Raw genomic sequence first — 15,952 nt, 5'->3', positions numbered from 1 at the left:
CCCGCCGTACGTGCGCCGAGTTGAGGAGGGGACCCAGCACATGGCACAAACGCGGAATACTCGCCTGCGCCTTGCGGGAGCCGTCACCGCTGCCACCACGGCAACGGTGCTTGTCTCCATCACGCTGCCCGCGCAGGCCGCCCCGGCCGAGGGGCGAATACTGGGAGCCGGTTCACCCGGTTCGGTCGGCGACAGCTACATCGTCACGCTCAAGGCAGGATCGGGGATCAAGGCTCCGTCCGAGGCCGGCAGCGACCTGGCGCAGCAGTACGGGGCGACCATCAAGCACACGTACAGCACCGCGCTCAACGGTTACGCGGTGAGAGCGGACGAGGCGGAGGCCAAGCGCCTCGCGGCCGACCCGAACGTCGCCTCCGTGGTCCAGGACACCGAGGTGTCGCTGAACAGCACCCAGGCGAATCCGGCCTGGGGCCTGGACCGGCTCGACCAGCCCGGCCTCCCGCTGGACAAGTCGTACACGTACCCCGAGAGCGCCGGCAGCGGCGTGCAGGTGTACGTCATCGACACCGGCATCCGCACGTCCCACCAGGACTTCGGCGGCCGGGCGAGCAGCGGCTGGGACTTCGTCGACAACGACGCCACCGCCCAGGACGGCAACGGCCACGGCACGCACGTCGCCGGCACCGTCGCGGGTGGGCAGTACGGCGTCGCGAAGAAGGCCGGCGTCGTCGGCGTACGGGTGCTCGACAACGCCGGAGCCGGTACGACGGCCCAGGTCATCGCGGGCATCGACTGGGTGACCAAGAACGCCAGGAAGCCCGCCGTGGCCAACCTGAGCCTCGGCGGCTTCGCCAACGCCCAGCTGGACACGGCCGTACGCAACTCGATCGCGGCCGGCGTCACGTACACGGTCGCGGCGGGCAACGACGGGCTTCCGGCGAACCTGTACTCGCCCGCCCGCGTCGCCGAAGCGGTCACGGTCGGCGCGACGGACGTCAAGGACGCGCGCGCGAGCTTCTCGAACTGGGGCCCGGGGCTCGACCTGTTCGCCCCCGGAGTCGCGATCACGTCCGCCTGGAACACGGGTGACACGGCGACAAAGTCCATCTCCGGTACGTCGATGGCGGCCCCGCACACGGCGGGTGCGGCGGCGCTGTACCTGGCCGGCCACGCGTCGGCGACCCCGGCGGAGGTGAGCAAGGCGCTGACCGCGAAGGCGGTCGGCGGCAAGGTCACGGGCCCGGGCCTCGCCACGCCGAACCGCCTGCTCCAGGTGAACAACTGATTCAGCGGCACAAAAGCATTACCGGAATACGGACGGCCCCGCCCGAAAGGCGGGGCTGTTTCTTTTGGCCACGATTACGCGCTGGTAGTTAGCAAACCCCCGGATTGCGCACCCGTAGTACGAGGGAAGGCTCCTCCGGTACGTCCCCCGCGCGCCACAAGTCGGTCCAAGTCGGTCCACCCGAGTGAACGTGGACAGGAGCGGTGATGCCCGCACCCCGTGAGTCGCCAACGGAGCAGATAAAAAGGACAGACCCCAAGAAAGCCCCCGAACGCGAGCCGCGCTCGTCCGCGGTCGCACAGCCCCCAGGTGAGCCAATGATCGGTCGCATCCCTGTCCTGGACGTACGTCCTGCCGTCGACTGCGGCAGAAGGCCGGCGAAGGCGGTGGCGGGTGAGACGTTCGAAGTCACCGCCACCGTCTTCCGCGAGGGCCACGACGCCGTCGCCGCCAATGTCGTCCTGCGTGACCCGGCGGGCCGGGAGGGCCCCTGGACCCCGATGCGCGAGCTCGCGCCGGGCACCGACCGGTGGGGCGCGCGCGTGACGCCGGTCGCCGAGGGGCAGTGGACGTACGCCGTGGAGGCCTGGTCGGATCCGGTGGCGACCTGGCGCCACAACGCCCGCATCAAGGTTCCGGCGGGCCAGGACACCGAGCTCGTACTCGCGGAGGGCGCGGAGCTGTACGAACGGGCCGCGTCGGGCGTGCCGAAGAAGGACGGGCGGGAGGCCGTCCTGGCCGCCGTCGACGCGCTGCGGGACACCGCGAAGCCCCCTGCCGTCCGGCTCGCCGCCGCGCTCGGCCCGGAGGCGGACGCCGCACTCTCCCGCCACCCGCTGCGCGAGCTGGTCACCTCCTCGCCCGAGATGCCGCTGCTCGTCGAGCGCGAGCGCGCGCTCTACGGAAGCTGGTACGAGTTCTTCCCGCGTTCGGAGGGCGCCCGTACCGACAAAAGGGGGAAGCAGAAGAGCGGAACGTTCAAGACGGCCGCCGAGCGGCTGCCCGCCGTCGCCGCGATGGGTTTCGACGTGGTGTACCTGCCGCCGATCCACCCCATCGGCACCACCCACCGCAAGGGCCCCAACAACACACTGTCGGCGTCCGCCAAGGACGTAGGTGTGCCGTGGGCGATCGGCTCGGCGGCCGGCGGCCACGACGCGATCCACCCCGACCTCGGCACCTTCGCGGACTTCGACGACTTCGTCGCGCGCGCCCGGGACCTGCGCATGGAGATCGCGCTGGACTTCGCGCTCCAGTGCTCACCCGACCACCCCTGGGTCACCGAGCACCCCGAGTGGTTCCACCACCGGGCCGACGGCACGATCGCGTACGCCGAGAACCCGCCGAAGAAGTACCAGGACATCTACCCGATCGCGTTCGACGCCGACATGCCGGGCCTGGTCCGCGAGACCCTGAGAGTGCTGAGACTGTGGATGGACCACGGCGTACGGATCTTCCGCGTCGACAATCCGCACACCAAGCCGGTGGTCTTCTGGGAAAAGGTCATCGCGGACATCAACCGCACCGACCCCGACGTCGTCTTCCTCGCCGAGGCCTTCACCCGCCCGGCGATGATGCACACCCTCGGCGCGATCGGCTTCCAGCAGTCGTACACGTACTTCACCTGGCGCAACACCAAGCAGGAACTGACCGAGTACCTCACGGAGCTCACCGGCGACGCGGCTTCGTACATGCGTCCCAATTTCTTCGTGAACACCCCGGACATCCTGCACGGCTACCTCCAGCAGGGCGGCCGTCCCGCCTTCGAAGCACGCGCTGTGCTCGCCGCCACGCTGGCGCCCTCGTGGGGCGTGTACGCGGGCTACGAGCTGTGCGAGAACGCGCCGGCCAAGCCGGGCAGCGAGGAGTACCTCGACTCGGAGAAGTACCAACTGAGGCCGCGCGACTGGGAGTCGGCGGAGCGCGAGGGCCGCACCATCGCCCCCCTGATCACCACTCTCAACCGCGTGCGCCGCCGCCACCCGGCGCTCCAGCAGCTGCGCGATCTGCACTTCCACCACGCCGACAACGACGCGGTCCTCGCGTACTCGAAGCGCTCCGGCTCGAACATCGTTGTCGTCGTCGTCAACCTCGACCCGCACCACACCCAGGAGGCCACGGTCTCGTTGGACATGCCGGAACTCGGCCTCGACTGGTCCGATTCCGTCCCGGTGCGCGACGAGCTCACCGGTGAGACCTACCACTGGGGCAGGGCCAACTATGTGCGCCTCGAGCCGGGCCGTACGCCCGCGCACATCGTCGTCCTGCGACCGTCCCCGCCGATCGGAGGGTCACCCACATCATGATCGTCAACGAGCCCGTCCACGACACGTTCGAGGACACGCCGGCCAAGGACCGCGACCCCGAGTGGTTCAAACGCGCCGTGTTCTACGAGGTGCTCGTCCGCTCCTTCCAGGACAGCAATGGAGACGGCGTAGGTGACCTCAAGGGCATCACCGCCAAGCTGGACTATCTCCAGTGGCTGGGCGTCGACTGTCTCTGGCTGCCGCCGTTCTTCAAGTCACCGCTGCGCGACGGTGGTTACGACGTGTCGGACTACACGTCCGTCCTCCCCGAGTTCGGCGACCTCGCCGACTTCGTGGAGTTCGTGGACGCCGCGCACCACCGCGGCATGCGCGTGATCATCGACTTCGTCATGAACCACACGAGCGACCAGCATCCGTGGTTCCAGGAGTCCCGGGCAGACCCCACCGGGCCCTACGGCGACTACTACGTCTGGGCCGACGACGACAAGCAGTACCAGGACGCCCGCATCATCTTCGTCGACACGGAGACGTCCAACTGGACCTTCGACCCGGTCCGCAAGCAGTACTTCTGGCACCGCTTCTTCTCCCACCAGCCGGATCTCAACTACGAGAACCCGGCCGTGCAGGAGGAGATGATCTCGGCTCTGCGCTTCTGGCTGGATCTGGGCATCGACGGCTTCCGCCTCGACGCGGTCCCCTACCTCTACCAGGAGGAAGGGACGAACTGCGAGAACCTCCCCCGCACCCACGAGTTCCTGAAGCGGGTACGGGCCGAGATCGTCGCCTCGTACCCGGACACCGTGATCCTCGCCGAGGCCAACCAGTGGCCGGAAGACGTCGTCGACTACTTCGGCGACTTCAAAAAGGGCGGCGACGAGTGCCACATGGCCTTCCACTTCCCGGTCATGCCGCGCATCTTCATGGCCGTACGGCGTGAGTCGCGCTACCCGGTCTCGGAAGTCCTGGCCAAGACCCCGGCCATCCCGTCCAACTGCCAGTGGGGCATCTTCCTGCGCAACCACGACGAGCTGACCCTCGAAATGGTCACGGACGAAGAGCGCGACTACATGTACGCGGAGTACGCCAAGGACCCGCGGATGCGCGCCAACATCGGCATCCGCCGGCGGCTGGCCCCCCTCCTCGACAACGACCGCAACCAGATCGAGCTGTTCACGGCTCTGCTCCTGTCCCTCCCCGGATCGCCGATCCTGTACTACGGCGACGAGATCGGGATGGGCGACAACATCTGGCTGGGCGACCGGGACGCCGTACGCACACCCATGCAGTGGACGCCCGACCGCAACGCCGGCTTCTCGTCCTGTGACCCGGGACGCCTCTTCCTCCCCACGATCATGGACCCGGTCTACGGATACCAGGTCACCAACGTCGAGGCGGCGATGACCTCGCCCTCCTCGCTGCTGCACTGGACGCGGCGGATGATCGAGATCCGCAAGCAGAACCGGGCCTTCGGACTCGGCTCGTACACCGAGCTGCCGTCGACCAACCCGGCGGTGATCGCGTTCCTGCGCGAGTACAAGGACGACCTGGTGCTGTGCGTCCACAACTTCTCGCGCTTCCCGCAGCCGACGGAACTGGATCTTCAGGCCTTCAACGGCCGGCATCCGGTCGAGCTGATCGGCGGGGTGCGTTTTCCGGCCATCGGCGAATGGCCGTATCTGCTGACCCTCGCAGGTCACGGCTTCTACTGGTTCCGGCTGCGCAAGGACGCGTCGCCGCCGCCGGCCAAGCGCGCCTGAAGTGCCTTTGGCGGCGGGGCGGTTTCCCCCGCCCCGCCGTGGGCACTCATCCCGTCATATCGGGTCCGTACGGACGATCCCCGACCCGACACTCCCCGCGTTTCGGCTGCGGGGAGAACCCCACGCACCGCCCGGACAGCTACGGTCGCAATCCGGGACACTCTGCGCATCCTGTGGTGTGCCCGGGGAAAGGACGCGATGCCATGTCGGAGGCTGCATCCACCCGGAGTACGGCCGCCCGCCGCGCCACTCCTCCAGCCCCACCCCCGGCGCTGCTCCCCTCGCTGGCGCCGCTGCTCCACGAATGGCTGCCCAGGCAGCGGTGGTTCGCGGGCAAGGGACGCCCGGTCACCGGGTTCTCGCTCGTCGCCGCCACGGAGTTGCTGCCCTCGTCCAGCAGTGGCGGTTCGGGCTCCCCCGGTCTGCTGCATCTGCTGGTGAGCGTCCAGCAGCCGGCCGGTCACACGCACGGTCCGCCGGCGCCGCCGGTGGCCGACTGCTATCAACTGCTGCTCGGTGTACGGTCCGCGCTGCCGCCGCGGCTGGCGCCCGCCCTGATCGGGCACGTCCAGGAGGGGCCCCTCGCAGGCCTCACCGTCTACGACGCGCTCCTGGACCCGCGCCTGGCAGGTCTGCTCCTGGAACGGCTGCGCACCACCGGTGCGCCGGGGGCGCTGCGCTTCGAGCGCGACCCGTCGGTCGTCATCCCGCCCGGCCTCACCCCGAGGCCCCTTGGCGCAGAGCAGTCCAACTCTTCTCTCGTCTATGGAGATTCGTTCATCCTCAAGGTCTTCCGGCGCGTCAGTCCCGGTTCCAACCCGGACCTGGAGCTGCCGCTCGCCCTCGCCCGCAAGGGCTGCGAGCGGGTACCGGCGCCGGTCGCCTGGTACGAGGCCGACAACGCCGACGATCCGTACGAGCCGTACACCCTCGGAGTCCTGCAGCCCTTCCTGCACGGCTCGGAGGACGGCTGGCAGCGCGCGCTGCGGGCGCTGGCCGTGGGCAACGACTTCACGGCCGACGCACAGGCCCTGGGCCGCGCCACCGCGGAGGTGCACACCGCGCTGGCCGTGGCGCTGCCGACGGCGACCCTTCGCCGGCAGCAGACGGAAGCGCTGGCGGCGGCGATGACCGAGCGCCTCGACGCGGCGGCGCAGGCGGTGCCGGCGCTGGTTCCGTACGTACCGGCTCTCCGCACCGCCTTCGACGCGTTCGCGGCGCGGGGCCGGGTGGGGCGGACCTGGCCGGCCCAACGTGTCCACGGTGATCTGCACCTGGGCCAGACGCTCCGCGCGCCGGGCGGCGAGTGGTCGGTGATCGACTTCGAGGGCGAGCCGTCGCGCCCGCTCACGGAACGGCGGCGCCCGCAGCCGGTCGTGCGCGACGTGGCGGGGATGCTGCGGTCCTTCGACTACGCCGCCCGCTCCCACCAGCCGTGGGACGCGGACTGGGCGACGCGGTGCCGGGAGGCGTTCTGCGACGGGTACGCGAAGGCGTCGGGCACGGACCCGCGCGAGGAACCCGAACTGCTCCGGGCGTACGAGACGGACAAGGCGGTGTACGAGGTCCTCTACGAGGCCCGCCACCGCCCGGACTGGCTCCCGGTCCCCCTGGCAGCCATCCACCGCCTGGCCGCGGCGACACCGGCGGCCCGAACCCCCGGCCACCGCCCGGAGACCACCACACACCGCGCCCCTGGGACGGCGAGGCACGGCGGCCCCACCCGGCCGCCGGGGACACCCCCGCACAGCCGCCCCGCGCCGTCCTCGGACACCACCGGCCACCGGGCCGCCGAACCGCCCCCGGACACCGACCCCACCCCGGGACCGACACCATGACCCCACGCCGGTCAACACCACTATTCGCCCGCACGCGCGGGACGGCGGACGGCTGCTTTCCCCACCCGGCCCCTTCGGCGCGCCGGGCGCACCCCACCCGCCCGGCCCACGCAGCGCGCAGCGCGCATCCGGCCCGTCCAACTCGCGGCGCGTTTCCAGCCCGTCCGGCGTTTGAGGACCGGGGTCTGGGGCGGAGCCACAGTTACGGGAAGGGGCGGGGTGGGGGAAAGCTCCGCCGGGCCCGCGCGGCGCCGGTCCGCCGCACCCGGTCCCGCCCCGGCCGCAAGGGGCCGCATGCCCCGCAGCTGTCCTGGGCCGGCCGTGGCCGCCTGTGGCTCCGGCGCGCGGCCGGACCACCGCGCCCGCGCGCTCCCGTGACGCGGGATTCAGCCAACCGCCCCCCGTCCACCGCACCCGACCGGACCCTCCCGAGGAGGCCGCACCCGTGACCCCCCGTCCACCGTCCCGCAAGTCCGCCGATTCCCCGAACGTGCCCAAGCCCACCGAGGCAGAGAAGCCCGCACCGGCCCGCAAGCGCGCCAAGCCCGCCACGGCCGCCGAGCCGGCCCAGGCCGCCGAGGCGCCGCAGCCGCGCAAGCCCGCCAGGGCCGCGAAGCCCAGGGCCGCCAAGTCCGCGCAGGCTCCGCAGCCTGCCGCGGCGGCCGGGCCGCCCGACTCCGCGGCCAAGGCGGCCCAGGACGCCGAGTCCCCGCGTGAAGGCGCGAAAGCGCAGCCGGCCAAGGCCGCCAAGTCGCGGCGGGCGCCCCGGTCCACCCCGGCGCCCGACTCCCCGGCGAAGGCCGTGCAGGACACCGAGCCCATCACCCCGGCGCGACGCGCCACGCCCAGGAACACGCCCAAGCACCCGCCCGGGAAGCAGCAGCCCGAAGGCCCCGCCCTCCAAGGCAGCGACCGGGACCGGCTGCTGGCCGGTGGTCACCACGACCCGCACGGCCTCCTCGGCGCCCACCCCACGCAGGGCACAGGCACCGGCGTCGTCTTCCGCGCCCTGCGGCCCTTCGCCCGGGCCGTCACCGTGCTGGCCGCCGGCAACCGCACCCCGCTGCACGACGACGGCGACGGGCTGTTCTCCGGCGTACTGCCGCTGGACGCCGTGCCACCGGAGTACAGCCTGATCGTCACGTACGAGGACAACGAGCTGGAGGTGCAGGACCCGTACCGCTTCCTGCCCGCCCTCGGCGAACTCGACCTGTACCTCATCGGCGAGGGCCGCCACGAGGAGCTGTGGCGGGCGCTCGGCGCGCAGCCGATGGACCACCAGGGCGTGAGCGGCACCCGCTTCACGGTCTGGGCGCCGAACGCGCGCGGCGTACGCGTCGCGGGCGACTTCAACTACTGGAACGGCACCGGGTTCCCGATGCGTTCCCTCGGCTCGTCCGGCATCTGGGAGCTGTTCGTGCCCGGCGTCGGCGAGGGCGCGCTCTACAAGTTCGAGATCATGCGCCCCGACGGCAGCCACACGATGCGCGCCGACCCGATGGCCCGTCGCACCGAGTGCCCGCCCGCCAACGCCTCGATCGTGACCGCCTCGCACCACGAGTGGCGCGACCAGGAGTGGATGGAGCACCGCGCCGACCGGCCCGTCCACCAGTCGCCGTTCTCGGTCTACGAGGTGCACCTGGCCTCCTGGCGTCCCGGTCTGTCGTACCGCGAACTCGCCGAGCAGCTTCCCGCGTACGTCGCCGACCTCGGCTTCACCCACGTCGAGCTGATGCCGGTCGCCGAGCACCCCTTCGGCGGCTCCTGGGGCTACCAGGTCACCGGCCTGTACGCCCCGACGGCCCGCATGGGCACGCCCGACGACTTCCGCTTCCTGGTCGAGTCGCTGCACCGGGCCGGCATCGGCGTCATCATGGACTGGGTCCCGGCCCACTTCCCGAAGGACGACTGGGCGCTGGCGCGGTTCGACGGCCCGAACCTGTACGAGCACGAGGACTGGCGGCGGTCCGAGCACCCCGACTGGGGCACGCTCGAATTCGACTACGGCCGCCCCGAAGTCCGTAACTTCCTTGTCGCCAACGCCACTTACTGGTGCGAGGAGTTCCACATCGACGGTCTGCGCGTCGACGCGGTCGCCTCGATGCTCTACCTCGACTACTCCCGCGAGGAGGGCGAGTGGGCGCCGAACGAGTTCGGCGGCCGCGACAACCCGGACGCCGTCGCCTTCCTCCAGGAGATGAACGCGACCGTCTACCGCCGCAACCCCGGCGTCGTGACGATCGCCGAGGAGTCCACCGCCTGGGACGGCGTCACCCGCCCCACCGACAGCGGCGGTCTCGGCTTCGGCCTCAAATGGAACATGGGGTGGATGCACGACTCCCTCGTGTATGTCAGCAAGGAGCCCGTGCATCGCAAGTACCACCACAACGAGATGACCTTCTCGATGGTGTACGCGTACAGCGAGAACTACGTCCTGCCCATCTCCCACGACGAGGTGGTGCACGGCAAGCAGGCTCTCGTCAGCAAGATGCCGGGCGACTGGTGGCAGCAGCGCGCCAATCACCGTGCGTACCTCGGCTACATGTGGGCGCACCCCGGCAAGCAGCTGCTCTTCATGGGACAGGAGTTCGCCCAGGGGGCGGAGTGGTCGGAGGGGCACGGCCCCGACTGGTGGCTGCTCGACCCGTCCTACTCGGCGGAGCCGGACCACCGGGGCGTACGCGACCTGGTCCGCGATCTCAACCAGGTGTACTCCGCCACGCCCGCCCTGTGGGAGCTGGACACGGCCCCCGACGGTTTCGCCTGGGTGCTGGGCGACGCCGCCGAGGACAATGTCTTCGCGTTCCTGCGCTTCGACGCGAAGAGCGGCCCGCTGCTGGCCGTCTCCAACTTCTCGCCGGTCGTACGGCACGGGTACCGGCTGTGCGTACCCGACCTGATCCCGGCCTGGACGGAGGTCCTGAACACGGACGCGGCCCGGTACGGCGGCGGCGACGTACGCAACACAGAGCCGCTCAAGCCCGAGCCGGGCGGCGCGCACGGCGGCCGGCCGAGCCTGGAGCTGACGCTGCCGCCGCTGGCGACGGTGTGGTTCAAGCCGGCCTGACCACCCGCGTCACCCTTGCGCGAGCCCTTCCCGGAGGCATTCGGGAAGGGCTCCCGTGTGGACGACGGCGAGCTGCTGCGTGGCCCGGGTCAGAGCGACGTACAGGTCGTTGGCGCCGCGTGGCGACCCGGCGAGAATCCGGCCGGGCTCGACGACGACCACCGTGTCGAACTCCAGGCCCTTCGCCTGCCGGGGGTCGAGGAGCACGACGGGCCGGGTGAGGTCGGGCCTGGTGCCGTACGACGCCCCGGGCAGCGCGGCGGCGAGCTCCTCGTGCAGGGCCGCGGGCGCGACGACGGCCAATCTGCCCTCCTCACCGGCCAGGTCCGCGACCGTTGCGGCGACGGTACGGGCGAGGCCGTCCGGCCGCGCGGCGTGCGCCCGGGGGCGGGTCCCCGTGGAGCGCACCGAGCCCGGGGGCTCGAACGCGGGGTCCTCGGCGCGTCGTACACCGGCCGCGACCTCCATGATCTCGGCGGGTGTGCGGTAGTTGACGCGGAGCCGGGTGTGGTCCCAGCGGCTCCCGACGTACGGGTCGAGGATCTGCTGCCAGGAATCGCATCCCGCCGCGTCACCGGTCTGCGCGGGGTCGCCGACGAGTGTCATGGAACGGGTCGGGCAGCGGCGCATCAGCAGCCTCCAGGTCATGGCGGACAGCTCCTGCGCCTCGTCGACGATGATGTGGCCGAAGGCCCAGGTGCGGTCGGCGGCGGCGCGCTCGGCGGCGCTGCGGTGGTCGGCCTCCTCGTGACGCTCGGCCATCCGCTCGGCGTCGACGATGTCCTGCGCGCCGAGCACCTCGGACTCCTCGTCGTGCTTGTCCTCGAACTCGTAGGTACGGGAGGCGTACGCGACGTCCAGCACTCCCTGGGCGTAGGCGATGCGCTGCTGGCGCTCGGCCTCCTCGGCGGCCCGCGCCGCCGAGTCGTCCCGGCCGAGCAGTTCGGCGGCCTCGTCGAGGAGCGGTACGTCGGCGGGCGTCCACTCGTCGCCGTCACGCCGGATCAACTCGGCGTCCGCGTCCGGCAGATGAGCGGGGTCGGCGAGAAACTCCGAGACCAGCTGCTGCGGCGTGAGCACGGGCCACAGCTGGTCGATCGCCGCGTACACCTCGCCGCTGAGCGCGACGGCCTTGCCGAGCTGGGCGATGTCGTCGGGGCCGAGGAAGTTGGGGCCGCCGTACGGGTCGGCGCCGATCCGGTCCGCGAGCTGCTCGGTGAGCGCGTCGATGATCCGGAAGGCGAAGTGGGGGCGGGCGAGGTTGTGCGGCAGTCCGGTCTGACGCGCGGCGGCCCGGGCGTCCTCCGCCATCGCCCGGTCCAGCACCAGCGTGCCGTCCTCGTGTTCGATCTCGATGCCCGGGTCGGGCGCGGTTTGCCGGTCCCGTACGAAGCGGGCCAGCGCGTCGGCCATCGCGGCCCGGCCCTTGACCTCGGCGGCCGCGGCGGTGTCGGCACCGGTGGCAACGACGCCGGGGAACAGCTCGCCCACGGTCGACAGGAGCACACCGGTCTCGCCGAGCGAGGGCAGCACTTCACCGATGTAGGCGAGGAAGGCGGGGTTCGGCCCGACGATCAGCACGCCGCGACGGGCGAGCAGGTCCCGGTACGCGTACAGCAGGTACGCCGCCCGGTGCAGCGCGACGACGGTCTTGCCGGTGCCGGGCCCACCCTCGACGACGAGTACGCCCTGGTGCGAGGCGCGGATGATGCGGTCCTGCTCGGCCTGGATGGTCTGCACGATGTCGTGCATCCGCCCGGAGCGTGCCGCGTCCAGCGCGGCGAGCAGCACGGTGTCCGCCGCCGCGCCCTCGTGGCCGGTGCGGGTGGTGTCGGTGAGATCGAGGATTTCGTCGTGCAGCGCGGTGACGGTGCGGCCCTCGGTGGTGATGTGCCGCCGGCGGCGCAGGCCCATCGGGGAATATCCGGTCGCGAGATAGAAGGGACGGGCGATGTCGGCCCGCCAGTCGACAACGAGAGGAGTACGGTCGGCGTCGTTCTGCCGGATTCCGATGCGCCCCATGTGGTACTGACGCCCGTCCTGGAAGTCGAGCCGCCCGAAACAGAGCCCGCTCTCCCCCGCATTGAATGCGGCGAGCAGCCCGGACTGTTCGGCCACCAGCACGTCGCGCTCCAGCTTCGTCTGGTGGTGTCCGGTCCCCACCTGCGTCAATGCCTTCTGCACAGTGGCTTCGGTCTCTTCGCGCAGGTCATCGAGGCGCGCGTAGAGACCGGTGATGAATTCCTGCTCTTTCTGGAAATCCTCGGTTGACAATTCAGCTCCCAACAAGCTACGCTGTGTTCATACGGCACCTCTGTGACCAATTTAAAGCAAGGTCGCAGAAACGCTCAATATACGCAGAGAAATACCCCGGGTGTCAATTCCCCGGGGTATTTCTTTTGCCCGTCGGCAGCTTGCCGGCCGGTCCGGTTACGCATCCGCCAGCTCCAGGAGGAGCTTGCGCTTGGGGCGCGCGCCGACCATCTGCTTCACGGGCTCACCGTCGCGGAAGACGATGAGCGTCGGCATCGACAGCACCCCGTACCGGAGCGTCGTCTCGGGATTGACGTCCACATCGAGCTGGACGACCTTGAGCCGGCCGGTTCCCTCCCGGGCCACCTCGCTCAGTACGGGAGCGAGCTGACGGCAGGGCCCGCACCAGTCGGCGGTGAACTCCACCAGGACGGGCAGCTCGGACTTGAGTACGTCGTCGTCGAAGGTGGCATCCGTGACCGCATCCACACCCACTGCTTGCACCATCAAAATCTCTCCTCAGTCCGTCAGTTCACAGCGAGGCTCGGGGCCACCGGGCACAGCCGCACCGGCTTCGAGCTCGGCGCGGGCGAGCTGGGCGCCCACCTGCGTGCGTACGGCGTCCAACTGCCCGATCAAGGCGTCGAGTTCGGCCAGCTTGCGCCGGTACACGTCCAGCGAGGCCGGGCAGGAGTCCCCCGCCGGATGGCCGGCCCGCAGGCAGTCCACAAAGGGGCGGGTCTCCTCCAGGTCGAACCCGAAGTCCTGAAGGGTCCGGATCTGCTGGAGAAGCCGCAGGTCCTCCTCGTCGTACGTGCGGTAGCCGTTGACCGCGCGCCGGGCGGGGAGGAGCCCGCGGGACTCGTAGTAGCGCAGCGCGCGGGTCGTTGTCCCCGCCCGCTCCGCCAGCTCGCCGATTCGCATGCCCCGACGGTAATCCTTGACGTCGGCGTCAAGGCAAGAGAGCAGATCCCGGCGGCTCAGCCCGCGTTCTTGAGCACTTCGATCGTGCTCGCCCAGTCGTCGGCGCCGTGCCCCTTGGCGATCGCACGGTCGGCCACGGCCTTGATCGCCTCCAGCTGGCCCGTGTCCAGACCCCGGTCCCGGGACATGTGCAGCAGGTGGTCGACGCTCGCGGTCATCATGCTCAGGTTGGCCTGCTGACCGTCGTAGTCGCCCGTGTCGATCGCGGTCGCCATGCCGGACGCGATGTCCGGCAGGATCGCGGCGATGGAGCTGAGATACGGCGCGAGAGCCGTGGCGGCGACGTTGTGCTCCCGCGCCAGGGCGAAGGAGTGCACCAGGCCCGACATGCTCGCGTAGAAGAGGTCGAGCATCGACAGGTCGTAGACGGCGGCGAGGGTGGGGTCCTCGCCCAGATGGGCGGCCTGCCCGGCCAGGGCCTTGAGGACGGTCTCGTACTTGTCGAAAGCCGGGCGCGCACCGGCGAACAGGATCAGCGCCTCCGCCCCGCCGACGAGCGGGGTCGGCACCATCACGGCGCCGTCCAGATACGCGATGCCGTGCTCGTCCGCCCAGGCCGCGGCCGTACGGGCCCGCTCCGGGGAGTCCGAGGTGAGGTTGACCAGGACCCGTCCGGCGAGGGCGCCGGCCAGCGGTTCGAGGACGGCGTGCGAGGCGTCGTAATCCACCACACACACGACGGTCAACTCACCGGCGCGGACGGCCTCTTCAGCGGTCGGGGCAAGCACCGCGCCGCGCGCGACGAGGTCCTCCCCCTTACCGGCGGAACGGTTCCAGACGGTGGTGGGATGCCCGGCAGCGAGAAAAGCACCGGCGAGGGCGCGCCCCATGGCGCCGAGGCCGATGACGGTAACGGGAACAAGGTTGTCCGAAGTCATGACCACCATGCTTCGGCCCCACCAACTGCCCGACAAGTACCGACTTTAAAGTCCGATACTCACCAAAGGGTAAGAGTCGAGGTCAGCGCTGCGATCGCCGTCCGGCCGGTGCGGAAGGGATTCCGTACCGACCGGATCACGTCAGCGGGTCAGCGCCTCACACCCTCACCGACGCCTTGTCGTCGTCGCGCGGGGTGGACACGTCGTGCGGCTGGGCGGCGTCCTGGGCCGAGGCGTGGTCGTCGAGCAGGGTTTTCTCGTCGAAGGGGGCCAGACCTGCCAGGACCTGGTCGACGCGGTCCTTGTCGATCTCCTTCGTCCATGTGCCGACCAGCACCGTCGCCACCGCGTTGCCCGCGAAGTTAGTCAGGGCGCGCGCCTCGCTCATGAAGCGGTCGATGCCGACGATCAGGCCGACGCCGTCGACCAGTTCCGGGCGGTGCGACTGGAGGCCGCCGGCCAGGGTGGCCAGACCGGCCCCGCTGACACCCGCCGCGCCCTTCGACGCGACGAGAAGGAAGAGGAGGAGCGGGATCTGCTCCCCGATCGACATCGGGTCGCCCATCGATTCGGCGATGAAGAGCGAGGCCATGGTCATGTAGATCATGGTGCCGTCGAGGTTGAAGGAGTAGCCGGTCGGAACCGTGATGCCGACCACCGGCTTGCTGATGCCCAGGTGCTCCATCTTCGCGATGAGCCGCGGGAGGGCGGACTCGGAGGAGGAGGTGGACAGGATGAGCAGGAACTCGCGGCCCAGGTACTTGAACAGCGTGAGGATGTTGAGGCCCGCGACGATGCGCAGCAGCGCGGCGAGCACGATGAAGACGAAGAGGAAACACGTGACGTAGAAGCCCAGCATCAGCACGGCGAGGCTTTTGAGAGCGTCCAGACCGGCCGAGCCGGTGACGGCCGCGATCGCGCCGAAGGCACCGATCGGCGCCGCCCACATCACCATGGCCAGGATGCGGAAGACGAGCCGCTGGATGTGCTCGACCCCGCGCAGGACGGGCTGGCCGGCCTTGCCCATGGCCTGTAGTGCGAAGCCGGCGAGCAGCGCCACGAGCAGCGTCTGAAGGACCTCGCCCGTGGTGAAGGCGGAGACGAACGTGGTCGGGATGATCCCGAGCAGGAACTCGACCGTTCCCTTGGCCTCGGCCGCGGCCTGGCCCTGGCCCGCCTCCTTGACCGCGTCGGTCACCGCCAGGCTGTCACCGGGGTGCAGCACGTTGCCGACGATCAGACCGATGGAGAGGGCGACCAGCGACATCACGGTGAAGTAGCCGAGTGCGATGCCGCCGACCGCGCCGACCTTGGCGGCCTTGCGGACCGAGCCGATGCCCAGCACGATCGTGCAGAAGATGATCGGCGAGATCATCATCTTGATCAGATTGACGAAGCCGGTGCCGAGCGGCTTGAGCTCGACGGCCACACCGGGGGCGGCGAAGCCCACCGCGACGCCGAGCACCACGGCGATGATGACGGCGATGTACAGGTAGTGCGTGCGGTCCCGTCTTGCGGCTGCTGTCCCTGCCACGGGGTCCTCCTCGTATTGTCCTGCGATACCCACGTCCCGTTGGGTCCCGGCGACTCTCCCTCACGCTGTGACGGCCGTCACCGTTACGTGCATTTCGTTCACAGGTTTTCGGCCAGGAGCGCTCAGGC

9 protein-coding genes and 1 pseudogene are annotated in these 15,952 nt (G+C 70.3%); 5 read left to right on the top strand and 5 right to left on the bottom strand.

Translation table 11 applies throughout. The features are described from left to right. Positions 1–40 precede the first annotated feature (40 nt). From AC1P0E_RS23805 to glgB, 5 genes and pseudogenes are all read left to right on the top strand, one after another. The gene (locus AC1P0E_RS23805) at positions 41–1,246 is read left to right on the top strand and encodes a S8 family peptidase (protein WP_482744160.1); all 1,206 of its coding nucleotides are present in this window, start codon (positions 41–43) and stop codon (positions 1,244–1,246) included. Positions 1,247–1,563: 317 nt separating this feature from the next. Further along, complete coding sequence (locus AC1P0E_RS23800; RefSeq protein ID WP_482744159.1) at positions 1,564–3,552, top strand: alpha-1,4-glucan--maltose-1-phosphate maltosyltransferase; 1,989 nt, start codon at positions 1,564–1,566, stop codon at positions 3,550–3,552. Further along, positions 3,549–5,270, top strand: a complete 1,722-nt coding sequence (gene treS / locus AC1P0E_RS23795) for a maltose alpha-D-glucosyltransferase (RefSeq protein WP_482744158.1) — start codon at positions 3,549–3,551, stop codon at positions 5,268–5,270. Before AC1P0E_RS23800 ends, treS begins: the two co-directional genes overlap by 4 nt. A gap of 203 nt (positions 5,271–5,473) precedes the next feature. After that, positions 5,474–6,919 (top strand): annotated as a pseudogene (locus AC1P0E_RS23790) (maltokinase N-terminal cap-like domain-containing protein); the annotation flags it as partial. 634 nt (positions 6,920–7,553) lie between these two features. Further along, entirely contained in the window at positions 7,554–10,175 is a 2,622-nt protein-coding gene (glgB, locus tag AC1P0E_RS23785) for a 1,4-alpha-glucan branching enzyme (RefSeq protein ID WP_482744157.1), read from the top strand. Positions 10,176–10,184: 9 nt separating this feature from the next. Here the strand turns inward: glgB and AC1P0E_RS23780 are convergent, their stop codons facing one another. From AC1P0E_RS23780 to AC1P0E_RS23760, 5 genes are all read right to left on the bottom strand, one after another. After that, positions 10,185–12,449 carry a HelD family protein gene (locus tag AC1P0E_RS23780; protein ID WP_482744156.1) on the bottom strand — a complete coding sequence of 755 codons (2,265 nt, stop codon included), beginning with the start codon at positions 12,447–12,449 and terminating at the stop codon, positions 10,185–10,187. Between the two features lie 156 nt (positions 12,450–12,605). Continuing rightward, the gene (gene trxA, locus AC1P0E_RS23775; RefSeq protein ID WP_482744155.1) at positions 12,606–12,935 is read right to left on the bottom strand and encodes a thioredoxin; all 330 of its coding nucleotides are present in this window, start codon (positions 12,933–12,935) and stop codon (positions 12,606–12,608) included. Positions 12,936–12,947: 12 nt separating this feature from the next. Further along, complete coding sequence (locus tag AC1P0E_RS23770) at positions 12,948–13,352, bottom strand: MerR family transcriptional regulator (protein WP_482744154.1); 405 nt, start codon at positions 13,350–13,352, stop codon at positions 12,948–12,950. Positions 13,353–13,408: 56 nt separating this feature from the next. Continuing rightward, positions 13,409–14,290 (bottom strand): NAD(P)-dependent oxidoreductase, encoded by an 882-nt coding sequence (locus AC1P0E_RS23765; RefSeq protein ID WP_482744153.1) that lies wholly within the window; start codon positions 14,288–14,290, stop codon positions 13,409–13,411. A 157-nt stretch (positions 14,291–14,447) separates the two neighbouring features. Beyond that, positions 14,448–15,824, bottom strand: a complete 1,377-nt coding sequence (locus tag AC1P0E_RS23760; RefSeq protein ID WP_482744152.1) for a cation:dicarboxylate symporter family transporter — start codon at positions 15,822–15,824, stop codon at positions 14,448–14,450. Positions 15,825–15,952: the final 128 nt, after the last annotated feature.

The sequence above is a fragment of the Streptomyces sp. TRD_SC_5 genome (assembly GCF_056836825.1).
Note: the sequence above shows the minus strand (reverse complement) of the source record. Positions and strands in the feature narration are given on the sequence as shown.

Excerpts from the sequence above, each read along its gene's own strand:
- AC1P0E_RS23765 (WP_482744153.1), bottom strand. The coding sequence starts at position 14,290 with ATGACTTCGGACAACCTTGTTCCCGTTACCGTCATCGGCCTCGGCGCC.
- AC1P0E_RS23800 (WP_482744159.1), top strand. The coding sequence starts at position 1,564 with ATGATCGGTCGCATCCCTGTCCTGGACGTACGTCCTGCCGTCGACTGC.
- trxA (WP_482744155.1), bottom strand. The coding sequence starts at position 12,935 with ATGGTGCAAGCAGTGGGTGTGGATGCGGTCACGGATGCCACCTTCGAC.
- AC1P0E_RS23770 (WP_482744154.1), bottom strand. The coding sequence starts at position 13,352 with ATGCGAATCGGCGAGCTGGCGGAGCGGGCGGGGACAACGACCCGCGCG.
- AC1P0E_RS23805 (WP_482744160.1), top strand. The coding sequence starts at position 41 with ATGGCACAAACGCGGAATACTCGCCTGCGCCTTGCGGGAGCCGTCACC.
- treS (WP_482744158.1), top strand. The coding sequence starts at position 3,549 with ATGATCGTCAACGAGCCCGTCCACGACACGTTCGAGGACACGCCGGCC.